This is a genomic window from Rhodococcus sp. PSi06 (assembly GCF_054960675.1).
Map to the genome: position 1 here is coordinate 13,883 of NZ_JBHNYO010000002.1, position 21,853 is coordinate 35,735.

The 21,853-nt window shown below is 65.9% G+C and carries 1 protein-coding gene; it reads right to left on the reverse strand.

Annotated elements, in window-relative coordinates:
• Nucleotides 1–40 precede the first annotated feature (40 nt).
• On the reverse strand, nucleotides 41–21,844 hold the full coding sequence (locus ACFI9K_RS02675; RefSeq protein WP_462662115.1) for a non-ribosomal peptide synthase/polyketide synthase: 21,804 nt from the start codon (nucleotides 21,842–21,844) through the stop codon (nucleotides 41–43).
• Nucleotides 21,845–21,853: the final 9 nt, after the last annotated feature.

Below are 21,853 nucleotides of genomic sequence, written 5' to 3' on the forward strand. Positions count from 1 at the left end.
GCGCTGACGTAACGTTCACCGCCACTTCGATATCGCCGTATCACCGAGGCGACAAATCCCTGGTGAGCTCGTATGAGGCCACCGCCCCCGAGTGCTCTCCCTCCTGTTCTGCAAGCTCCGCGAACGTCCCCGCACCACACCAGACCACCGCTTCGAGGTCTGGCACTTCCTCGTCGGTCAGTCCCCGGATCACCTCGAGTGCCGAGTGTTCGGAGGTGAAAGCGTGCGTGATCCAGTTGGCCGCGAGATAGTCGGAGACGGCTTCGGACTCCACGATGGCCGTCGCGGGAGCATCGACTGCGACCAGCGCACCTGCTGCCGCCCCCAGTACGGCCACGACCGCTTTCGTCACCCCGTCCGGCCGTCCGAGCACGGCCAAGGCAGATTCGTGAGTGAGCGAGTACTCGGACATGAGTTGCACTGCGATCGACGCCAGACGCGCATGAGAGACCACCACGGTCTCGTCGCCCGGCTGCCTAGGTCCAAGTATCAGTGCCGGCAGGTCGCCGGTCACAGGCTCACTGCGGTCTCGATACGTCACCGGTCGCGACGACCTGGCGGCCACCCGCGCCGCAGTCGTCTCGTCGTCGAGTCCGATGCACGGCACCTCGGTGGAGAAGCCATCGATGCTGGAGGAGACGACAGCAGCTACCGGCAGATCGGAGTAGGTATTCGGTACGTTCGCATCCTGCTCGAAAAGATCGAGTACCGATGCTCCCGCTTTCCACACTGCCCAACTCACTGTGATCCATCGAGACGACAGCGGCAAGGCCACTGCGACGACCGAACCGGGCCGTACGCCCGCGTCCATCAGTTCCCTGGCCAAACGAGACGATTCGGCATCGACCGACGAATACGACCGCTCGTCCTGGCCCTCGAACATTGCGGGCGCTTCCGGATCGGCTGCAACTGCATCGGAAAGTAGTTGTGGCATGGTCACATTCCGAGTCACCGTGACCTCGGTCCGTGCGGAGTCCGCTTCTCGTTCGGCCGAATCGAGATTGCGGTCCTCGTCCACCGTGATGTCGATATCGCGCACCAGTACTGCCGGATGAGCTGCGACTGCCTCGACGACCGCACCGAAGCGTTCCGCAAGCGTCTCGACCGTCGTTCGATCGAAGATGTCCTGCGCATAGGTCCAGGAGACGAAAAGGCCTCCTGGCCCACCCCGCTCGTCTGTCTCGCGCTCGACCGTCAACTGCAGATCGAACTTCGCCGCAGGTGCCACTCCCTCGGCCACCGCGATGGACAGATCGGGCAGCGTGAACGTCGCATCACCGTGTGGTTGGACGGACAGTGCCACCTGGAACAGCGGTGCCCCGCCCGCTCCGGCCACCTCATCGAACGGAACGTCGGCATTGTCGAACGCACGAAGATCGGATTCGCGAACTCGGGTGAGCACCTCGGCGAAGCCGTCGGTCGGTTCGACTTTGGTCCTGAGCGCAAGTGTGTTGACGAACATCCCCACCAGATCGTCGAGGGCAGAATCGCCTCGACCTGCCACCGGCGTCCCTATCGCGAAATCTCGTGAACCGGTCACTCGCGCGAGCGTGACACCGAGGGCGGCGTGCAACACCATGAACATCGTCGAGTTGGACCCTCGAGCGACCTGATCCAACAGAGCATGAGTGCGTGGCGAAAACTGCTGATCGACGGTGCCGCCACTGAGCGTGCGGACGGCTGGGTAGGGCCGGTCCGTGGGCAGTGCCAGCATGGTGTCGACGCCTGCAAGTTCGTTCGACCAGAACGCGGCTTGCGCCGCAAAAACCGAGTCTTCGTCGTCGGGGGCACCGAGATAAGCACGCTGCCACACGGCGAAATCCGCATACTGGACGGGCAGCGCCGCAAACTGCGGAACCGCACCGTTCGTCCGAGCAAGGTACGCGGTCATCACGTCACGGGCGAGTGGTGCCATCGATTCACCGTCGCCTGCGATGTGGTGGACCACGATGACGAAGACCCATTCGTCGTTCGCCGTCTCGAACAATCCGCCGCGCAGAGGCGGTGCAGACGAGACGTCGAATCCGCCAGACACCAGGGGGACCACCCTCTCCGCCAACTGCTCGGCATCGTCGACGCGAACAGGGGTCAAGTCGGGAACCTGAGACTGGTCCGATGGCAACACCTCCTGATAAGGCCCTGCGTCCCGTGCTGGGTATCGGGTACGGAGCGGTTCGTGTCGCCGGACAATATCGGCTACGGCCTGCTGCAGTGCATCCACGTCCAGCCTGCCGTTCAACCGCAGAGCGAGAACGATGTTGTACGCCCCGGAATCGGGATCCAGCTGATTGAGCACCCACATTCGTTGCTGCGCGAAAGACAGTGGGATCGCATCGGAGCGGTCGGCAGCGGTCAGTGGCGGACGCCGGTGCGCGATTTCGCTGGCTTGTGCATGCGCCGCGAGCGCGCTGACGGTCGAGTTCTCGAAGAGCTCACGCACTCCGATCGCTTTGCCGAGGGCCGCAGTGATGCGTGCTGCAGCCCGAGTGGCGGCGAGTGAGTTACCTCCGAGCGCGAAGAAGTCGTCGTCGGCACCCACCCGCTCCGCACCGAGCACCTCTGCGAATATTTCCGCGACGGCCACTTCGGCATCGGTGCCCGGCAGGCGGAACTCCCGCACTTCGAACACCGGTTCCGGTAATGCTTTTCGATCCAATTTGCCACTCGCGTTGAGAGGAAACGCGTCGAGCACCATGATCTGAGTGGGCACCATGTAGGAGGGCACCAGCTCGGCCACGGACGCCGTCAACATCTCGACGTCGATTACCCGGCCGGAAGCGGGCACGACGTAGCCGACCAATATCTCCCCCGACGGGGTCGAGGTCACCAGCACGGTCGATCGGTCGACGTCGGGGTGTGCCGTCAACGCTGCTTCGATCTCGCCGAGCTCGATACGCAGGCCACGCAGTTTCACCTGGAAGTCGGTTCGCCCGATGTAGTCGAGCTCGCCGTCGACGTTCCACCGGACCAGGTCGCCGGTCCGATACATCCGAGTACCCGGTGCGCCGTACGGATCGGCGACGAACCGGTCTGCGGTCAGATCCACTCGCCCGAGGTAACCGCGCGCCAGTTGGACTCCCGCAAGGTACAGCTCACCCGCGACGCCGACCGGCACCGGTCGTAGCCGTGCGTCGAGCACGGTCACTCGGGTGTTGGCCACCGGCACACCGATCGGTACGCCGGCGACGTCGGCGGCGGTCACGCGGTGGTAGGTCACGTCCACCGCCGCCTCGGTGGGGCCGTACAGATTGTGCAGGCTCGTATCCGGCAGTGCCGCAGCGATTGCCGAGGCCACCGATACCGGCAACGCCTCGCCGGACGCGAACAGCATGCGCAGGCTCGAACACCGCGAGATTCCGTCCGCTGCCGCGAACACGGCCAACATCGACGGCACGAAGTGTGCGACGGTGACCGACCGCTCGGTCACGATCTCGACCAGGTAGGCCGGGTCGCGATGTCCGTCCGGTCTCGCTATCGCCAGTTCTGCGCCGATCTGCAGTGGCCAGAACAACTCCCACACCGACACGTCGAACGTCACCGGAGTCTTCTGCAGCACCACATCGTCGACGGTCAGACCGTACTCGTCCTGCATCCACACGAGCCGGTTGACGATGGCGGCGTGCGTCACGGCTACACCCTTGGGCTTGCCCGTGGAGCCCGAGGTGAAGATGACGTACGCGACGTCGTCGGGGAGCAGCGCGGCGCGGCGCTCGTCGACGCGAACCGCATCGGTGGCGAATCCGGTGAGATCGACGGAATCGACCACGATTCGCAGTGCGGCGGACGAGACCGATTCCACGGCAGACGAATCCGCCGCCGTCGTCAGAATCGCAACGGGATCGGCCGTCGCCAGGATGTACTCGACGCGCTCCGCCGGCTGGTCGGGATCGATCGGGACGTACGCCCCGCCCGCGGTCAGCACCGCGTAGACACCGACGAGCATGTCCACCGATCTCCGCATGGCGATGGCGACCATCGTTTCCGGGCCGACGCCCTCGCGGATCAGCAGTCGCGCAAGCGCGTTCACTCGACCCGCGAATTCCGCGTACGTCAATCGATCGTCCTCGAAGGAGACCGCGATCCGGTCCGGAGACTGCGCCACCCGACCCTCGAACATCGACACGAGCGTTGCCGCGGAATCGATCTCGCGGGCAGTGTCGTTCCACTCGTCGAGTATCCGTGTGCGCTCCGCGGTGTCGAGCAGGTCGATGTCGACGACCCGGCGCGTGGGGTCCGCCGCGAACGTAGCGAGAAGCGAGACGATGCGCGCCAGGATCGACTCGACCGCACGGGTGTCGAACAGGTCGCTGATGTATTTCGCCGTCAGCGTCACTTCCTCGTTCGCCACCACTAGCAGGGTCAGCGGGTAGTGGGTGTTGTCGTTGGAGCCGACACCCTCGACGGTCATGCCGTCGATCGATGCGGCCTGCTGCGCCAACTCGGCCTCGTTCACCGGGTACGACTCGAACACCGTCAGCGTGTCGAACAGGTTGCCCAGCCCAGCATCCCGCTGGATGTCCGCCAATCCCACGTGGTGGTGATCGAGCAGATCTGCCTGCTCACCTTGGAGCCGTGTGAGGTACTGCTCCACGGAGTCGTGTGCATCGAGGCGAACCCGTACCGGAATGGTGTTGATGAACAAGCCGATCATCGACTCGACTCCGGGCAGGTCCGCGGGCCGACCCGACACCGTGGCTCCGAAGACCACGTCGTTGCGGCCCGTCATCTGAGCCAACAGCATTCCGTACGCGGCCTGTACCAACGTGTTCACGGTGACGCCGAGGCGTCCACCGAGCGCGATCAACGCTGCGGTGGCCTCCGCGTCGATCCGTAACTCGGTCTCCGCCGATCGGGTCGAGATCTCACGGCCCAGAGTCGGTGGAGTCAGCAGTGTCGGCTCGTCGACGCCGTCGAGTGAACGGGCCCACGCCTGCCTGGAGGTCTCCGGGTCGCGCTGACCGAGCCACTGCAGGAACGAGCGATACGAGCGCGGCCGCGGCATCGACGACGTATCGCTGCGAACGGCATACAGGTAGAGCAGCTCCTTCATCACCAGCGGCAGCGACCATCCGTCCAGCAACACGTGATGGTTCGTCATCGCCAGTCGGTATGTCGTGGGCCCCAAGCGAATCAGCAGGAACCGCAACAACGGGGCGCTGGTGATGTCGAAATGCTTCCGCTGATCCTCGTCCAGTGCGGCCGCGACCGCTGCGGGGCGTGCGTGTTCCTCGACACCACTGAGATCGATGTTGCGCCAAGGCAATTGCACGCCCTGCTGAACTATCTGCACGCTGTCGCCGTCCGCGGTCACCGCGAACACGGCGCGGAGGTTCTCGTACCGATCCAGCAGGGCCTGCGCGGCATCACGCAGACGCTCCTGATCGACCTCGCCTGCCAGGTCGAGCACGACCTGCATCGTGTAGACGTCCAGCGAGGTGTCGGCGAACAGGGCATGGAACAGCAAGCCCTGCTGCAACGGTGCCAGCGGCCACACATCGGTCAGTGCCGGATAGCGCTGCTCGAAGCCGAGAATGTCGGCCTGATTCACGCGCGCCAACGGAAGGTCCGACGGAGTGAGGCCACCGGCACCAGGGGTACGTGCGTGGGCCGCGAGCGAGTCGAGCAGCCCCGACCACAGTTGTGCCAGCCGCGCCACGGTCGCCTCCGAGATCGCGCCGCGCGGGAATGCCAGCGAAGCACTCAGGGCGCTTCCGTCGTCGGTGTCGACCACGATGGCGTTGATGTCGATGGTCTTGTTAGCGGCCATGTCCGGGTCACCGGCTGCAGACAGACCGGTGGCGTCCTCTGCAGGCAACCAGCCGAGAGACTTCATGTCCTCCGGTACATCCCCGGTACCGACCCGACCGAGATAGTTGAAACTGATCTGCCCGGTGGACAGCGGGGCCAGCTCCGTCTCGCTCGTTCGATCGAGGTAGCGCAGTAGCCCCCATCCCATTCCACGGTCGGGCAACGCCAGCATCTGCTCCTTGACGGCCTTCACGGCGTCGCCCAGGGCAGAGCCGCCGCCGAGGGCGTCGTCGACGTCGATTCCGGTCAGGTCGAGCCGAACCGGGAAGAGGCTGGTGAACCAGCCGACGGTCCGGCCGAGATCTGCTCCGGGGACCACGGCCTCCTCGCGGCCGTGACCTTCGAGCTGAAGCAGTGTCGCCGGGGCATCGATTCCCTGTTCCCTGCGCAGCGCGGTGACTGCCAGCGCTAGTGCGGCGAGCAGTCCGTCCGCGACTCCGCCGTGGTAGATCTCGGGAACCGTTGTCAGCAAGGTACGCGTGGTATCCGGCGACAGGGACATCTCGACTCGGCTAAGGGTGTCCACCACGTCGACGGCCGGCTCGAAGGCCCGCTCCCCCAGGACCGGGTCCGGGGTCCGGGCGATGGTGCGCCACTCCGGCAACTCGTGCGTCCGGCGGGCGGCTTCCTCCACGAGTGCGTGTGTCCATCGCCGCATCGAAGTACCGACATCCGGCAAAACCGGCGTGGCGCCGCCTGCGATCTGCGCCCACGCGGACACGAAGTCCGGCACCAGGATTCGCCACGACACGCCGTCGACGACGAGGTGATGCGCGACGACTGTCAGTGTGTTCGGCGCGCTGTCGACCCACACGAATGCGAGCATGCGCCCGTTCTCCGGATCGAGCGATCCGACCGCCGCATCGACTGCGGCGGCTCCACCGTCCGCCGACGACGTCGTCAGCAGCTCGTCGACGTCCACCGAACCGAGCTCGCCGACCTCGAGGCCCCAGCCACGATCGTCGTGCATGAGGGTGGACCGAAGAATGTCGTGATGATCGACGACGGCAGTGAGCGTGGCCACGACACCGTCGCGGTCGATCCCTTCCGGAAGCTCGAGTGTGAGCGCCTGATGGAAGCGACGGTACCCACCGCCGCGCTGCAGTAGTGCCGCACCGAACGGTGGCAGCGGCAGCCAACCGATTCCGCCGCCGTCCAGTTCGTCGAGGACGACCGTGTCCGCACCTTCGCCGACGATGACGGCTACCTCGGCCAGCCCGGCAACGGTCTTGCGCTCGAACACATCTCGCGGACCGAACTGGATTCCTCTCGCCTTGGCGCGCGAGACCAACTGAATGGACACGATACTGTCGCCACCGAGCGCGAAGAAGGAGTCGTCGACGCCCACGGTCGCGAGTCCGAGGACGTCGGCGAACACCTCGGCGATGATGCGCTCGGTATCGGTGCTCGCAGTGCGGAACTCGGCGTCGCTACCGAACTCCGGATCCGGTAGTCCACGTCGATCCAGCTTGCCGTTCGGTCCGAGCGGAAGTGATTCGAGAACCACCACGGACGCGGGAACCATGTATTCGGGCACCGTCCGCGCCGCGATCGCCGTCAGAGCCGCCGGATCGACGGCCGCGCCGGAAGCGGGTACGACGTAGCCCACCAGAATTTCGCCCGCCGACGGCGTCTGCCGCACGAGCACGACGGCCTGATCAACTGTCGGGTCGGCGATGAGCGCCGACTCGATCTCACCGAGCTCGATGCGAAGCCCGCGGAGCTTGACCTGGAAGTCGGTGCGCCCCAGGTACTCCAGCTCTCCCCCGGTGTTCCAGCGTACGAGGTCACCGGTGCGGTACATCCGGCTCCCGACTGGTCCGTAGGGGTCTGCGACAAATCGGTCGGCTGTCAGGTCGGGTCGTCCCAGATAGCCTCGGGCCAGCTGGGTTCCGGCCAGGTACAGCTCGCCCGGCACGCCGATCGGCACCGGGTGCAGACGAGCATCGAGCACGGTGACCCGGGTGTTCCATACCGGCATGCCGATAGGCACCGACACTGTGTCTGCGTCGGTGACCCGATGGAACGTCACGTCCACGGCGGCCTCGGTCGGCCCGTACAGGTTGTGCAGTTCCACAGCGGGCAGTGCCCGGCGGATGCCGGCTGCTACCGAAACCGGTAGGGCCTCACCCGATGCGAACAGCATCCGCAGAGCGCTGCATCGCCCGATGCCGTCGGTGGCAGCGAACACGGCGAGCAACGAGGGAACGAAGTGCGCGGTGGTGACACCGCGGCGTTCGATCGTCTCCACCAGATATGCGGGGTCCCGATGACCGTCCGGCTCGGCGATGTAGAGCTGCGCACCGATCTGCAACGGCCAGAACAACTCCCACACCGAGACGTCGAACGTCACAGGGGTCTTCTGCAGCACCACATCGTCGACGGTGAGCTCGTACTCGTGCTGCATCCACAGCAGACGGTTGACGATGGCGGCGTGCGTGACGGCGACACCCTTGGGCTTGCCCGTCGAGCCCGAGGTGAAGATGACGTAGGCGGTGTCCGACGGCCTCAGCGGTGCCAGTCGCTCCGAATCGGCGACCGGTCGGGTCGCGTACGCATCGGTGTCCACGGTGTCCAGCAGGATCTGCGGAACGGACGAGCCGGCGACGCCCCCGTCGCGAGTGGTGGTCAGCACCGCAACCGGTGCTGCCGTCTCGAGGATGTACTCGATCCGATCGGACGGCTGGTCCGGGTCGACCGGCACGTAGGCACCGCCTGCAGCGACGACCGCGTAGATGCCGACGAGCATGTCCGGCGAACGGCGCATCGCGATCGCGACCACGGTCTCGGGTCCTACGCCCTCCCCGATGAGTACTCGGGCAAGCGAATTCACCCGTCCGGAGAACTCCGCGTAGTCGATCTGCTCGTCGCCGAAGCCCAGGGCCACGTTGTTCGGTGCTGCTGCTACCCGCTCGGCGAACAGGGAGACCAGGGTGTGCCGATCGTCGATCTCGTGGTCGGTCGCGTTCCACTGTTCGAGGACGGCGGTGCGCTCGGCAGACTCGAGGAGATCGACGTCGCCGACGGGTCGGTCGATCTCGGCCGTCATCGACTCCAGAACCCGGACGAGCCTGCGCGCAAAGGCGACCATCGACGATTCGTCGAACAGATCTGTGGCGTAATCGAATTGGACGTCGACGCCATCGGGCGCGCCTGCGGAGTCGAACTTCTCCCACAGTGTCACCTGTAGATCGAACTTCGCGATCGCACTCGACAGATCGACACCGTCAATGTCGAGACCGGGAAGCGCGAACGACTGTTCGCCGAGGTTCTGGAACGTGAGCATCACCTGGAAGATCGGGTGCCTGGCCTGCGACCGTTCCGGCGCGATCGCGTCGACGAGTCGCTCGAACGGTATGTCGGAGTGCGAGAACGCCCCGAGGTCCACCTCTCGCACCAGAGCGAGCTGATCGCGCAACGTCGTGCCCGGCTCGACGGACGTGCGCAGTGCGAGGGTGTTGACGAACATACCGACGAGGTCGTCGAGGTTGGAGTCTCCGCGCCCGGCCACGGGGGTCCCGATCACCACGTCGTCGGTTCCCGCCAACGCAGCCAACAGCACTGCGAGAGCGGTGTGCGCGGTCATGAACACCGTCGCGTTGTTCTCCCGAGACGCCCGCGCGATGCTTTCGTGCAGTTCGGCGTCGAGCGAGAAGTTGTATGCCGCACCTCTGTTCGTCGCCACCGCCGGCCGCGGTCGATCGGTCGCCAGATCGAGTTGTGCAGGCGCGCCGCGCAGTACCGAACGCCAATAGCCGAGCTGCTGAGCCATGGGCGATTCCGGATCGCCCTCGGTGCCGAGCAACTCGCGCTGCCACAGCGTGAAATCTGCGTACTGGACGGGCAACGGTGCCCATTGCGGATCGTCGCCCGCCGCACGTGCGGTGTAGGCGACCATGATGTCGCGGGTCAACGGTCCCATGGAAAATCCGTCGGCGGCGATGTGGTGGGCCACGAATGCCAGGACGTGCTCACGCTCGTCGATCCGCAGGATCGCCACCCGCACCGGAACGGCGCTGGTGACGTCGAAGCCCTCGGAGACGAACCGCCGCAACGTCTCGGGCACATCGGCGGCTGCCGTGTCGATGACGTCGACGGACGGTGCGCCCTCGGCGAGGCCGAGGACGACCTGACTGCCTCGCCCGTCGAACTCGGGGTACACGGTGCGCAGAATCTCGTGCCGCGAGACCACATCCGTCACCGCTCGCACCAGTGCAAGCACGTCCAGATCGCCGGACAGTCGGATCGCCACCGGGATGTTGTTCACCGCCGAGGTGGGATCGAACTGGCTCAGGAACCACATCCGCTGCTGTGCCAGCGACAGCGGGATCTGCTCGGGCCGCCTGCGCTGCACCAGAGCACGGCGCGCACCGGCACCGACGGTGGATTCGATGGCGCGGGCAAGTCCCAGGACCGTCGGCGACTCGAAGATGGCCCGCACCGGAACAACGGTGTCGAGAGCCGAGCCCAGACGCGAGACCACCTGGGTGGCGATCAGCGAGTTTCCGCCGAGCGCGAAGAAGTCGTCGTCCAGACCCACGCGCTCGACACCGAGGATGTCCGCGAACACACCGGCGACCGTCACTTCGACGAGATCGGTCGGTGCCCGGAACTCTGCGGCCTCGAACACCGGTTCCGGCAGAGCCTTTCGGTCCAGCTTGCCGTTGGCGTTGAGTGGCAGGACGTCGAGGATCACAATGGCGGACGGCACCATGTAGGACGGCACCGACGACGCCATCGACGCGCGCACGGTCTCGGGATCGACCGATACGCCGTCGACGGGCACCACGTAGGCGATCAGTCGATCCCCGAGGCGCTCGTCGTTCGAGGCGACCACGGCCGCATCGCGTACCGATTCGATCGAGCGGAGCGCGGCGTCGATGTCACCGAGCTCGATGCGGAAGCCGCGGATCTTGACCTGGAAGTCCGAACGACCCACGTACTCCAGTTCACCGTCGCCGCGCCATGCTGCGAGATCGCCTGTGCGATAGAGCCGTCCAACCGGCGAGAACGGATCGGCCACGAACCGCTCCGCGGTGAGATCGGGCCGCCCGACATAACCGTCGGCCAGCTGACTGCCCGCAAGATACAGGTCTCCCGTGACACCGATCGGCACCGGCGACAGACGTGAATCCAGCACGTAGACACGGGTGTTCCATTCGGGAGCACCGATGGGAACCGGCCCCGTCCCGGAATCGTGCACCCGGTGCGCGGTGACCGACACCGCCGCTTCGGTGGGACCGTACAAATTGTCCAGGCGTGCCCGCGTCGCGCGGAGCGCACGCTGAGCGGTGGTAGGCGGCAGTGTTTCGCCGATGGCCAGGATTCGACGCACGCCGGACGGCAGCGTGCCGCCGGACGCCGCAATCAACGCGTCGAGCATCGACGGCACCGTGTGCAGCGTCGTCACGTTCGCCTCTGCCATCAGTTCCAGCAGGTAGCTCGGATCGCGGTGTCCACCGGCCTCGGCGACCACGGTGCAACCGCCGGAGATCGACGCCGTCCAGAATTCCCACACCGACAGATCGAACGTCGCCGCGGTCTTGAGCAACACCGCGTCGTCGACGCCGATGCCGTATTCCGCACGCGCCCAGAGCAACTGGTTGACAATGGCGCGATGACTGACGGCGACCCCCTTGGGTCGACCGGTCGAGCCGGACGTGAAGATCACGTACGCCGTGTTCGCGGCACGCAGCGGCGCACGTCGTTCGTCGTCGGTGATCGGGGCATCGGAAATGTCTGCGTACTCGTCCGAATCCGCGTCGATCAGGACGACGGGCACGGACCGACCATTGTCCTCGGGAGCCGAGAACCCGTCACGGGTCGAGCTCAGGATCAACAGTGGCGATGCGTCGTCGACGATGTCGGCGATGCGGGCAGCCGGCTGATCCGGATCGAGTGGCACATAGATTCCGCCGGCCTTGCTCACCGCGTACATCGCGACGAGCAACTCGACCGAACGCCCGAGCGCGAGTGCCACCGTCACCTGCGGGGCCACTCCAGCGGCGATCAACCGCCGCGCCATACGGTTGATCCGTTTGTCGAACTCGCGGTAGGTCAGTGTCCGGCCGGCGTACCGAACCGCCGGAGCATCGGGACGCGCGTCGACCTGAGCGTCGAACAGTGACACCAGAGTCTGCGACGAATCGACATCGTGATCGGTGTCGTTCCATGTGTGCAGGATGGTTGTGCGCTCTGTCTCGTCGAGCAGGTCCAGATCTCCGACAATCGCGCTCGGGTCCGCAGCCACTGCGGCCAGCACCGCGACGAGTCGACGAGCGAAGGCCTCGACCGTCGACCTTTCGAAAAGGTCGGTGGCGAAAGTGAATTCGGCGTCCATATCCGCAGGCGTGCCGTCGGAGGCGTAGCGATCGGACACCGTCAGCTGGAGGTCGGTCTTGGCGAGGGTCGACTCTGCGTCGACACCGCGGACGGTCAGTCCCGGCAACTCGAAGCTCAGGTCGGCCAGGTTCTGGAACGACAAGCCGATCTGGAACAGCGGGTTTCGCGCGGTGGAGCGCACCGGGTTGAGCACCTCGACCAGACGCTCGAACGGTATGTCCGCGTGAGCAAATGCCGAGAGGTCGCGCTCGCGCGACTGCGCCAGCAACTCCTCGAAGGTCATCGACGGGTGCACCGTGGACCGGAACACCAACGTGTTGACGAACATCCCGATCATCGGATCGAGCGCCTTCTCGCCGCGGCCGGCGATGGGAGTCCCGATGGCTACGTCCTCGGTTCCTGCCACACGTGCCAGGAATGCGGCGAAGGCCGAGTGGACGACCATGAAGACGCTGGCCTGACGTGCGCGCGCGAGGTCGGCGACGGCAGCGTGCACCGCGGCATCCACGGTGAAGCGCACCGTCTCGCCCCGGAAACTCTGGGTCGGGGGGCGGGGTCGGTCGGTGGGCAGCACCAGCTGGTCGGGCAGACCGTCCAGTGCTTCTGTCCAGTACCGAACCTGTTGCGACGCAACAGAATTCTCGTCATCGTCGGAGCCGAGAACGGTGCGCTGCCACAGCGCGAAATCCGCGTACTGCACCGGCAGGGGTTCCCAGTCCGGAGCCGAGCCTGCCGCTCTCGCGGTGTATGCGGTCATCACATCCGTTGCCAACGGTCCCATCGATGCGCCGTCGGCAGAAACGTGATGGACGACGAAAGCAAGGACGTGCTCGACGGCCTCCCCGTCGATTCGCACCAGCATCGCGTCCACCGGAACCTCGCGGGTCACGTCGAAGCCGCGCAGGAAGAAGCGGCTCACTGTCTCCGGTACGTCGGCCGCTGCAACTGTCCGCACCGACAGGTCCAGAGTGGCCTCGGCAGCCGGGAGTACCCGTTGGAACGGTCCGTGTTCGGAGTCCGGGTAGAGCGAGCGCAGCGATTCGTGGCGTTCCACCACATCGCCGACGGCGGCAGCCAATGCCGCCGTGTCGAGCTCACCGGTCAGACGTACCGCGAACGGAATGTTGTCCACGGCCGACGAGGTGTCGAACTGGTTGAGGAACCAGTAGCGCTGCTGTGCCAGCGACAGTGGTGGACGCTCGGGCCGAGGTCCGGCCACGAGCGGCGCACGCGAGCCCGAACCGACGCCGGACTCGAGGCGATCCGCCAGCGCTGCGACGGTGGACACCTCGAACAACATGCGTACGGGCACGGTGGTGTCCAAAATCGCACCGAGACGCGAGACCACCTGCGTCGCGATGAGCGAGTTGCCACCGAGCTCGAAGAAGTCGTCCTGGGCACCCACCCGATCGACTCCCAGCACCTCCGCGAACACGGTCGCCACGCTTTGCTCCACCGCGGTGGCCGGCGCGACGAACTCGCGTGCCTCGAACGCCGGAGCGGGAAGCGCTGCCCGATCGAGCTTGCCGACCGATGTCAGCGGCACCGCGTCGAGCACTGTGATAGATGCCGGAATCATGTAGTTGGGCAGCGCTTTTCCGACGAACGCTGTCAGGTCGTCCACGTCGACCGATGCGTCGCGGACCGGAAGTACGTACGAGACGAGCGTGGTGACGCCCGAGGGCAACCGGTGTCCGAGTGTCACGGCGAACTCGACACTCGGGTACGCGGTCAGTGCCGAGTCGATCTCGCCGAGTTCGATACGGAACCCACGCACCTTCACCTGGAAATCGGTGCGGCCCACGAACTGCAGTTGAAGATCCTCGGTCCAACGCACCACGTCTCCGGTGCGATACATCCGGCCGCCGCCGACACCGTAGGGGTTGGCAACGAAGCGCTCGGAGGACAGCATGGGCCGACCGAGATAACCGCGAGCGAGAGCACCGCCGGCCAGATAGAGCTCACCGGCCACTCCGGACGGCACCGGACGCAATCGATCGTCGAGAATCAGTGCTGACATACCGTGAATGGGCCGCCCGACGGTGATCGGTTCGCCGGGAGTCAGGTCTGCGAAGCTCGAGATGATGGTCGTCTCGGTCGGTCCGTAGCCGTTGAAGTACTTGCGGCCAGGGGCCCATCGCGCGAGCAGTTCCGGCGTGGTGACGTCGCCGCCGACCGAGAGCACTTCGAGCGCGTCGAGACCCGCGGGATCCATCGTGCCGAGCACCGCGGGAGTGATGATCGAATGGCTGACCCGCTCGGCTTTCAGCAGCTCCGACAACTCGGTACCGCCCAGGATCTCGGCAGGCACGATCACCAGAGTTGCACCTACCGAGAACGCCGCCATCCATTCCAGGACGGACGGATCGAAGTTCGGCGAGCAGATATGCAGGAATCGCGCCGACGGTGTCAGGTGGTACAGATCGCCCGCGGCGTCGAGCACGCCACCGAGCCCGGCGTGCGTCACCACGACGCCCTTGGGCTTACCGGTCGAGCCCGAGGTGTAGATGACGTACGCCGGATTCTGGAACACCGACGGCTGCAACCGATCCGCATCGGTGATCGGATCGGCGGAGTGAGCGCGCACCGCTGCTACCAACTCGTCGTCGTCGAGACGGATCCATTCCGGCCCGCTGCCGGATCCCTGCACCGAAGCCAGGTGTGCCGCCGCGGTCAGGCCGAGTACCGCCCCGGAATCACCGACCATGTGGGCAATGCGATCGCTCGGGTATGTCGGGTCGACCGGGAGGTGGGCACCTCCGGCCTTCGCCACTGCCCACACCCCGAGCACCATCTCGTAGGAGCGCTGGAACCCGAGCGCGACGACGGTCTCCGGCCCCACGCCCCTGGAGATCAGCAGACGGGCGAGCTGAGACGACGTGCTGTCGAGCTCGGCGTACGTGATGGAACGATCGCGGTAGCGGATGGCGATCGCCTGCGGACCGAGAGCGGCTCCGGCAGCGAAGATCTCGGCGAGAGTGCCACCCGCCAACACCTCGTCGCCGTGTACGTGGGTCAAGCGGTCGTATTCGTCCTCGTAGAGAATCCCCAGGTCGCCGACCGGAGTACTCGGATCCGCCACCACACCGTCGAGAAGACGGCGGAAGCGGTCGGCGAAGCCCGCAATGGTCGCCTCGTCGAACAGATCTCGCGAGTAGAGCCACGCCGCGGACATACCGCCGCCGTCTGACTCACGCAACGTCAGCGACAGATCGAACTTGGCCGTCTCGACGTCGAGATCGACGGCCGAGACCTCCAACCCGGGCAGCGCGAAGGTGCTCGGCGGCAGGTTCTCGAAGGCGATCGCCACTTGGAACAGTGGGTGTCGTGAAGCGGAGCGTTCGGGGTCGAGAAGATCGACCAGACGCTCGAACGGGATATCGGCGTGCGCGAAGGCCGCCAGATCGACCTCGCGGACGTCGGCAAGCATGCCGTCGAAGCCCTTGCCCGGGTGCACCTCGGTACGCAGTACCAGGGTGTTGACGAACATTCCGATCACGTCGTCGAGTGCGGCATCTCCGCGGCCGGCGATGGCCGTGCCGACGGCGATGTCCGTCGAATTCGACATGCGCGCAAGGAATACCGCGAGGGCGGTATGCAGCACCATGAACGTCGTGGTGCCGCTCTCCCTGGCCAGGGCAGTGAGACCGGCATGGACGTCGGGGGCGATCTCGAATTCGACGCGGCCACCGGCCCCCGAGGACTCGGCGGGACGTGGCCGATCGTGCGGAAGAGCGAGCTCGGACGGCATCTCCGCCAACGTCTCGCGCCAGAAAGTTGCCTGCCGAGAAATCAGGCTCGCCGAGTCGGCCTCGCTACCGAGAACCGAGCGCTGCCACAGCGTGAAGTCGATGTACTGCACCGCCAGTGGCTGCCAGGACGGCGACTCGCCCGCCACTCGTGCGAGGTACGCGGTCATCACATCGCGGGTCAGCGGACCCATGGACCAACCGTCGGCGCTGATGTGATGCACCACGAACACCAGGACATGTTCCTGCTCGGAGACCTCGAACAGTCTCACTCGCAACGGAACTGCAGCAGTGACGTCGAAGCCTGCGGCCACGAAGGCGGTCACGTCGGCCACGATCGAATCGGACGTTGCCGCGACCGGCTCGAGATTCGGGACGACGGTCCGAGTGGGAAGCACGAGTTGGTGTCCCGAGCCGTCCACACTCGGGTACACCGTGCGCAGGGATTCGTGGCGCTCGAGGACGTCCGACACCGCAGCGCGTAGTGCGGCGACGTCCAACGAACCACGCAGCCGGATGGCGACCGGAATGTTGTTCACGGCCGACTCGGGATCGAATCGGTTCAGGAACCACATCCGTTGCTGCGCCATCGACAGCGGAACCGTCTCCGGCCGATTCTGCGGAACCAACGGTGCCGCGGCACCGTCACCCAGGTGACTCTCCACCCGAACCGCCAGTGCCGCAACCGTACTGGCCTCGAACAGTGCACGAACCGGGACCGTCGCATCCAGTTCGCTACCCAACCGCGAGACCACCTGGGTGGCGACGAGAGAGTTGCCACCCAGAGCGAAGAAATCGTCGTCGACGCCGATGCGGTCGACTCCGAGAACGTCCGCGAACACCCGAGCGACGATCTCCTCGACGGGATTCGACGGTGCACGATACTCGACTTCCTCGATCTCGGGATCCGGCAGGGCCTTGCGGTCCAGCTTGCCGCTTGCGCCGAGGGGCAGAGCGTCGAGAACGACGATCACGGCGGGCACCATGTACGAGGCGAGGCGCTCGCTCAACGCATCACGCAGAGACTGCGTGTCCACGCTCCCGGTGCCCACCACGTAGGCCACCAACCGATCGGCCCGGACCACGGTCACTGCCTGGCTCACCGACGGCTGCTCGAGCAAGGCCGCTTCGATCTCACCCAGTTCGATCCGCAGACCGCGAAGCTTGACCTGGAAGTCCGAACGCCCGACGTAGTCCAGTTCACCGCCCGGCAGCCAACGCACCACGTCGCCCGTGCGATACATCCGGGCTCCGTCTTCGGCGAACGGGTTGGGCAGGAAGCGATCCGCCGTCAGATCCGCTCGCCCGACGTAGCCCCGAGCAAGCTGCGTTCCGGCGAGGTAGAGCTCTCCGTGCACTCCGACCGGCACCGGTCGCAGAGCGGAGTCCAGTACGTACACGGCCGTGTTCCAGACCGGCGCACCGATCGGTACGACGGCGGTGTCGTCGTCGGTGACTCGGTGGTACGTCACGTCCACCGCGGCTTCGGTCGGGCCGTAGAGGTTGTGGACCTCGATGGCCGTCAGCGCCCGGCGCAGCGCCTGCGCAGTCGTCGGTGCCAACGCCTCACCGGAGGCGAACACCAGCCGCAGGGTTGCTGCGGACTCGGCGCGCGCAGCGACCTCGGGAACGAACACCGACATCATCGATGGAACGAAGTGAACCACCGAAACGTTTTCGCGCGCAATGACATCGAGGAGATATCCGGGGTCGCGATGGCCGTCCGGTACAGCGACGGCCACCGAGGCACCGTTCTGCAGAGCCCAGAAGAACTCCCAGACCGAGACGTCGAACGTCGCGGGCGTCTTCTGCAGCACCATGTCGGAGGCGGTCAGCGGATACTCGTGCTGCATCCACGACAAACGGTTGACGATCGATTCGTGCGAGACGCCGACGCCCTTGGGGCGGCCGGTGGATCCGGACGTGAAGATGACGTAGGCGAGGTTGTGCGGGCGCAACGGCCCCCGGCGATCGGCGTCGTCGAGGGGTTCGCTGGAATGTGCCGAGACGTCCAGCGCGTCGATATCGATTGTCTCGAATCCGTCGAGTTCGAGGTGATCACGGGTAGAGGACACCACCAGAACCGGATTCGCCGTTTCGGCGATGTAGTCGTTGCGCTCGCGCGGCTGGCTCGGATCGACGGGCACGTAGGCCCCACCGGCCGTCACGACCGCGTACATGCCCACGAACAGCTCGATGCTGCGGTCCATCGCGAGAGCGACCAACGTGTCCGGACCGACATCACGCGAGACAAGTTCTCGTGCAACACGATTGACCCGGGCGGCGAACTCGGCATAGGTCAACCGTTCGCCCTCGAACACCAGAGCCTGGGCATCGGGCGTGGCCTCGACCTGCGCTCGGAACATCTCGACCAGCGTCAGGTCCGACGACACCTCGTGGCCGGTCGCGTTCCATGCTCGAAGCACCTGCAACCGTTCCTCGGCATCGAGCACATCGATCTCCGCGATGGGCGCGGCAGGCGCACGAGTCACCGAGTCGAGCACCCGCAGGAACCGCTCGCCGAATGCGGCCATCGTCGACGCGTCGAACAGATCGGCCGAGTACGTCAGCGCTACGGTCAATCCGGCCGGATCGGTGCCCTCGGCCACCGAGTTCCACAGGGTCACTTGCAGATCGAACTTCGCGAGATCGGCCTCGTAATCGAGCGCGCTCACCCGAAGACCGGGAATCTCCACGGACGTGGCGTCCAGGTTCTGGAATGTCAGCATGACCTGGAACAGTGGATGACGAGCGGTCGAGCGAGTGGGCGCGAGAACCTCGACCAGTCGCTCGAACGGAACCTCGGCGTGCGAGAACGCGGCGAGATCGGTCTCGCGGACTCGGCCGAGCAGATCCGCGAAACCGGCTGCGGGGTCGATCATGGTGCGCAGCACGAGCGTGTTGACGAACATGCCGACGACGTCGTCGAGGACGGCGTCTCCGCGACCGGCGACCGGTGTTCCGATCGTGACGTCGTCGGTACCGGACAACGTCGCCAGCAGAACGGCCAGTGCCGAGTGGACCACCATGAAGGTCGTGGCCCCGTGGGTGCGCCCGAGTTGTTCGACCGCCGCGGCGAGGTCCGCATCGATCTCGAACAGATGTGTACCGCCGTGGGTGGTCGCCACCGCCGGCCTAGGTCGATCCGTCGGTAGGTCGAGCTGTTCGGGCGCGCCGGCCAATTGGGAGCGCCAGTAGGCCTCCTGTGCGGCGATCAGCGAGGTCGGATCGTTCTCGTCTCCGAGCACCGACCGCTGCCAGAGCGTGTAGTCGGCGTACTGAACGGGCAACGGCGTCCACGCGGGCTCCTGTCCGGAACTGCGGGCCACGTACGCGGTCACCACGTCTCGCGTCAACGGTGCCATCGAGAATCCGTCGGCCGCGATGTGATGGACCACGAGGGCCAGAACGTGTTCGGTCGGAGACAGCGCCAGTACGGCGGCGCGCACGGGCAAACCGGCCGAGACGTCGAACGGCCGAAGAGCGAACTCGAGCAACGTCTCCGGCAGCCGGGCCTGATCGACGTCCGAGAACTCCACATCCACTGTGGCGGAGTCGGGTTCGAGCACCTGCTGGTATCCCACTCCGGCGTGATCCGGATAGATCGTCCGTAGGGACTCGTGCCTGCCCAACACGTCCGAGACCGCCGCACGCAGCGCATCGAGATCGAGATCGCCGGACAGCGAGATGGCGACCGGAATGTTGTTGACGGCCGATTCGGGCTCGAACCGGTTCAGGAACCACATCCGCTGCTGAGCCAACGACAACGGAACGCGCTCCGGTCGCGGCTGCGCGGTGAGGGCGGCACGGGGTGCACCACTCGACGTCTCCGCTGCATCGACGACAGCGGCGAGCTCGGCCACGGTGGGGGCATCGAAAAACGCGCGAACGTCCACGGACACACAGCGTTCGGCGTTGACGCGCGCGACGACTCGGGTGGCGTTGAGAGAGTTTCCTCCGACCGCGAAGAAATCGTCGTCGATGCCGACGCGGTCCATACCGAGGACGTTCTGGAAGATCTCGACGAGTGCGGACTCGGTCTCGGTGTCCGGAGCTCGGTATTCACGGACGAGTGACCCGAAGTCGGGAGCCGGCAACGCCTTTCGATCGAGCTTGCCACTCGAATTGAGCGGGAACTCGTCGAGCACGACGAACAACGACGGCACCATGTAGTCCGGTGTACGACGCCGTACCGCAGCTGCCAGATCGCTGTGGTCGATCTCGGGGTCGGACGAGACGACATAACCGACCAGATGCTCACCCAGCTCCGCGTGGGCCTCGTCGGAATGCACCAGCACCGCAGCCTGGCTCACGTTCGGCTCGGCGAGCAGAGCCGATTCGATCTCACCGAGTTCGATGCGGAGTCCGCGCAGCTTCACCTGGAAATCGGTGCGGCCGATGTAGTCGATCAGCCCGTCGGAGCGCCTGCGCACCAGGTCGCCGGTGCGGTACATCCGATCGCCTGGCCCGCCGAACGGGTCGGCGACGAAACGATCCGCGGTGAGGTCGCCTCGGCGCAGATAGCCGCGCGCGAGCTGCACACCGGCGAGATACAGCTCGCCCTCGACGCCTCTGGGCACCCGGTGCAGCGACTCGTCCAGAACGTAGAGCTCGGTGTCGGCCACCGCGGCACCGATCGGGACAGCAGCCTCCTCGACATCCTGCGTGCGGTAGTACGTGACGTCGACTGCGGCTTCGGTGGGGCCGTACAGGTTGTGCAGTGACGCGGCAGAGATCCGGTGGAAGGCATTGACGGTGCGTGCCGGCAGGGCTTCACCCGATGCGAACACTGTCGTCAGCGACGTCACCTGTGCTGCAGCGGGTTCGGCGACGTACACCGAGAGCATCGACGGCACGAAGTGGGTAATCGTGACGCTCTGCTCACCGATGATCCGGGCCAGGTACGCGGGATCCCGATGACCGTCGGGCTCGGCGATCACCAGCCGGGCACCGATCTGCAACGGCCAGAAGAACTCCCACACCGACACGTCGAAGGTGAACGGCGTCTTCTGCAGCACGACGTCCGTGGCAGTCATGACGTATTCGCGCTGCCGCCACGCGATGTTGGCCACGATCGCGCTGTGCCCCACCGCGACGCCTTTGGGCCGACCGGTCGACCCCGAAGTGAAGATGACGTACGCGAGATCGCTGGACGTGAGTGGTGCGCGGCGGTCTTCGTCGGTCACCGGGCCGGCGGAGTACCCGGACAGATCGACCGTATCCACCGACACGGTCTCGGTGGACGCCGGCACGTCGGGGTGATCGGTGGAGGTCGTGACCACCACCACCGGCTCGGCGATATCGAGGACGTACCCCAACCGATCGGACGGATGATCCGGGTCGAGTGGAACGTACGCACCACCGGCGGCGGTGATCGCGTACATGCCGATCAGCAGGTCCATCGATCGACGAATCGACAGGCCGACTCGGGCGTCCGGGCCGACACCGCGCTCGATCAGGTGTCGGGCCAACCTGTTCACCGAATCCGCGAACTGCGAGTACGTCAGCGTCTCGCCGGCGAACGTCAGGGCAGGTGCGTCCGGGGTCTGCTCGACCTGCTCGACGAAACGCCGATAGAGCGTGTCGGCCTCGGCCGAACTCTGGGGCCCGGCTGCCGTGGACGAAGCGGCTGCCGTGTCGTGTCCCAACACCGACACCGCGTCGCCGATGAGACCCGCGACGACGGCGTCGAGGCCACCCTCGGTTGCCTCGATCAGACCGGGGACAGCGGTGGACAGCACCACGGGCACCAGAGCGTCGGGTCCGAGGGCGCCGCCCATCGCCGTATCGAGGGCGGTGATCTCCGCATCCAGACCGACGTAGGTCAGCTCCACACCGAGGTGCGTCAGCGCCACCCGATCCGGTTCGAGCGCACCGACGCTCCGAACCAGCCGAGGCAGGTCCTCGATAGTCGAAGAGCTACCGCCGAGGCCGCCTGACGCCATCTATCCATT

Excerpts from the sequence above, each read along its gene's own strand:
- ACFI9K_RS02675 (WP_462662115.1), bottom strand. The coding sequence starts at position 21,844 with ATGGCGTCAGGCGGCCTCGGCGGTAGCTCTTCGACTATCGAGGACCTG.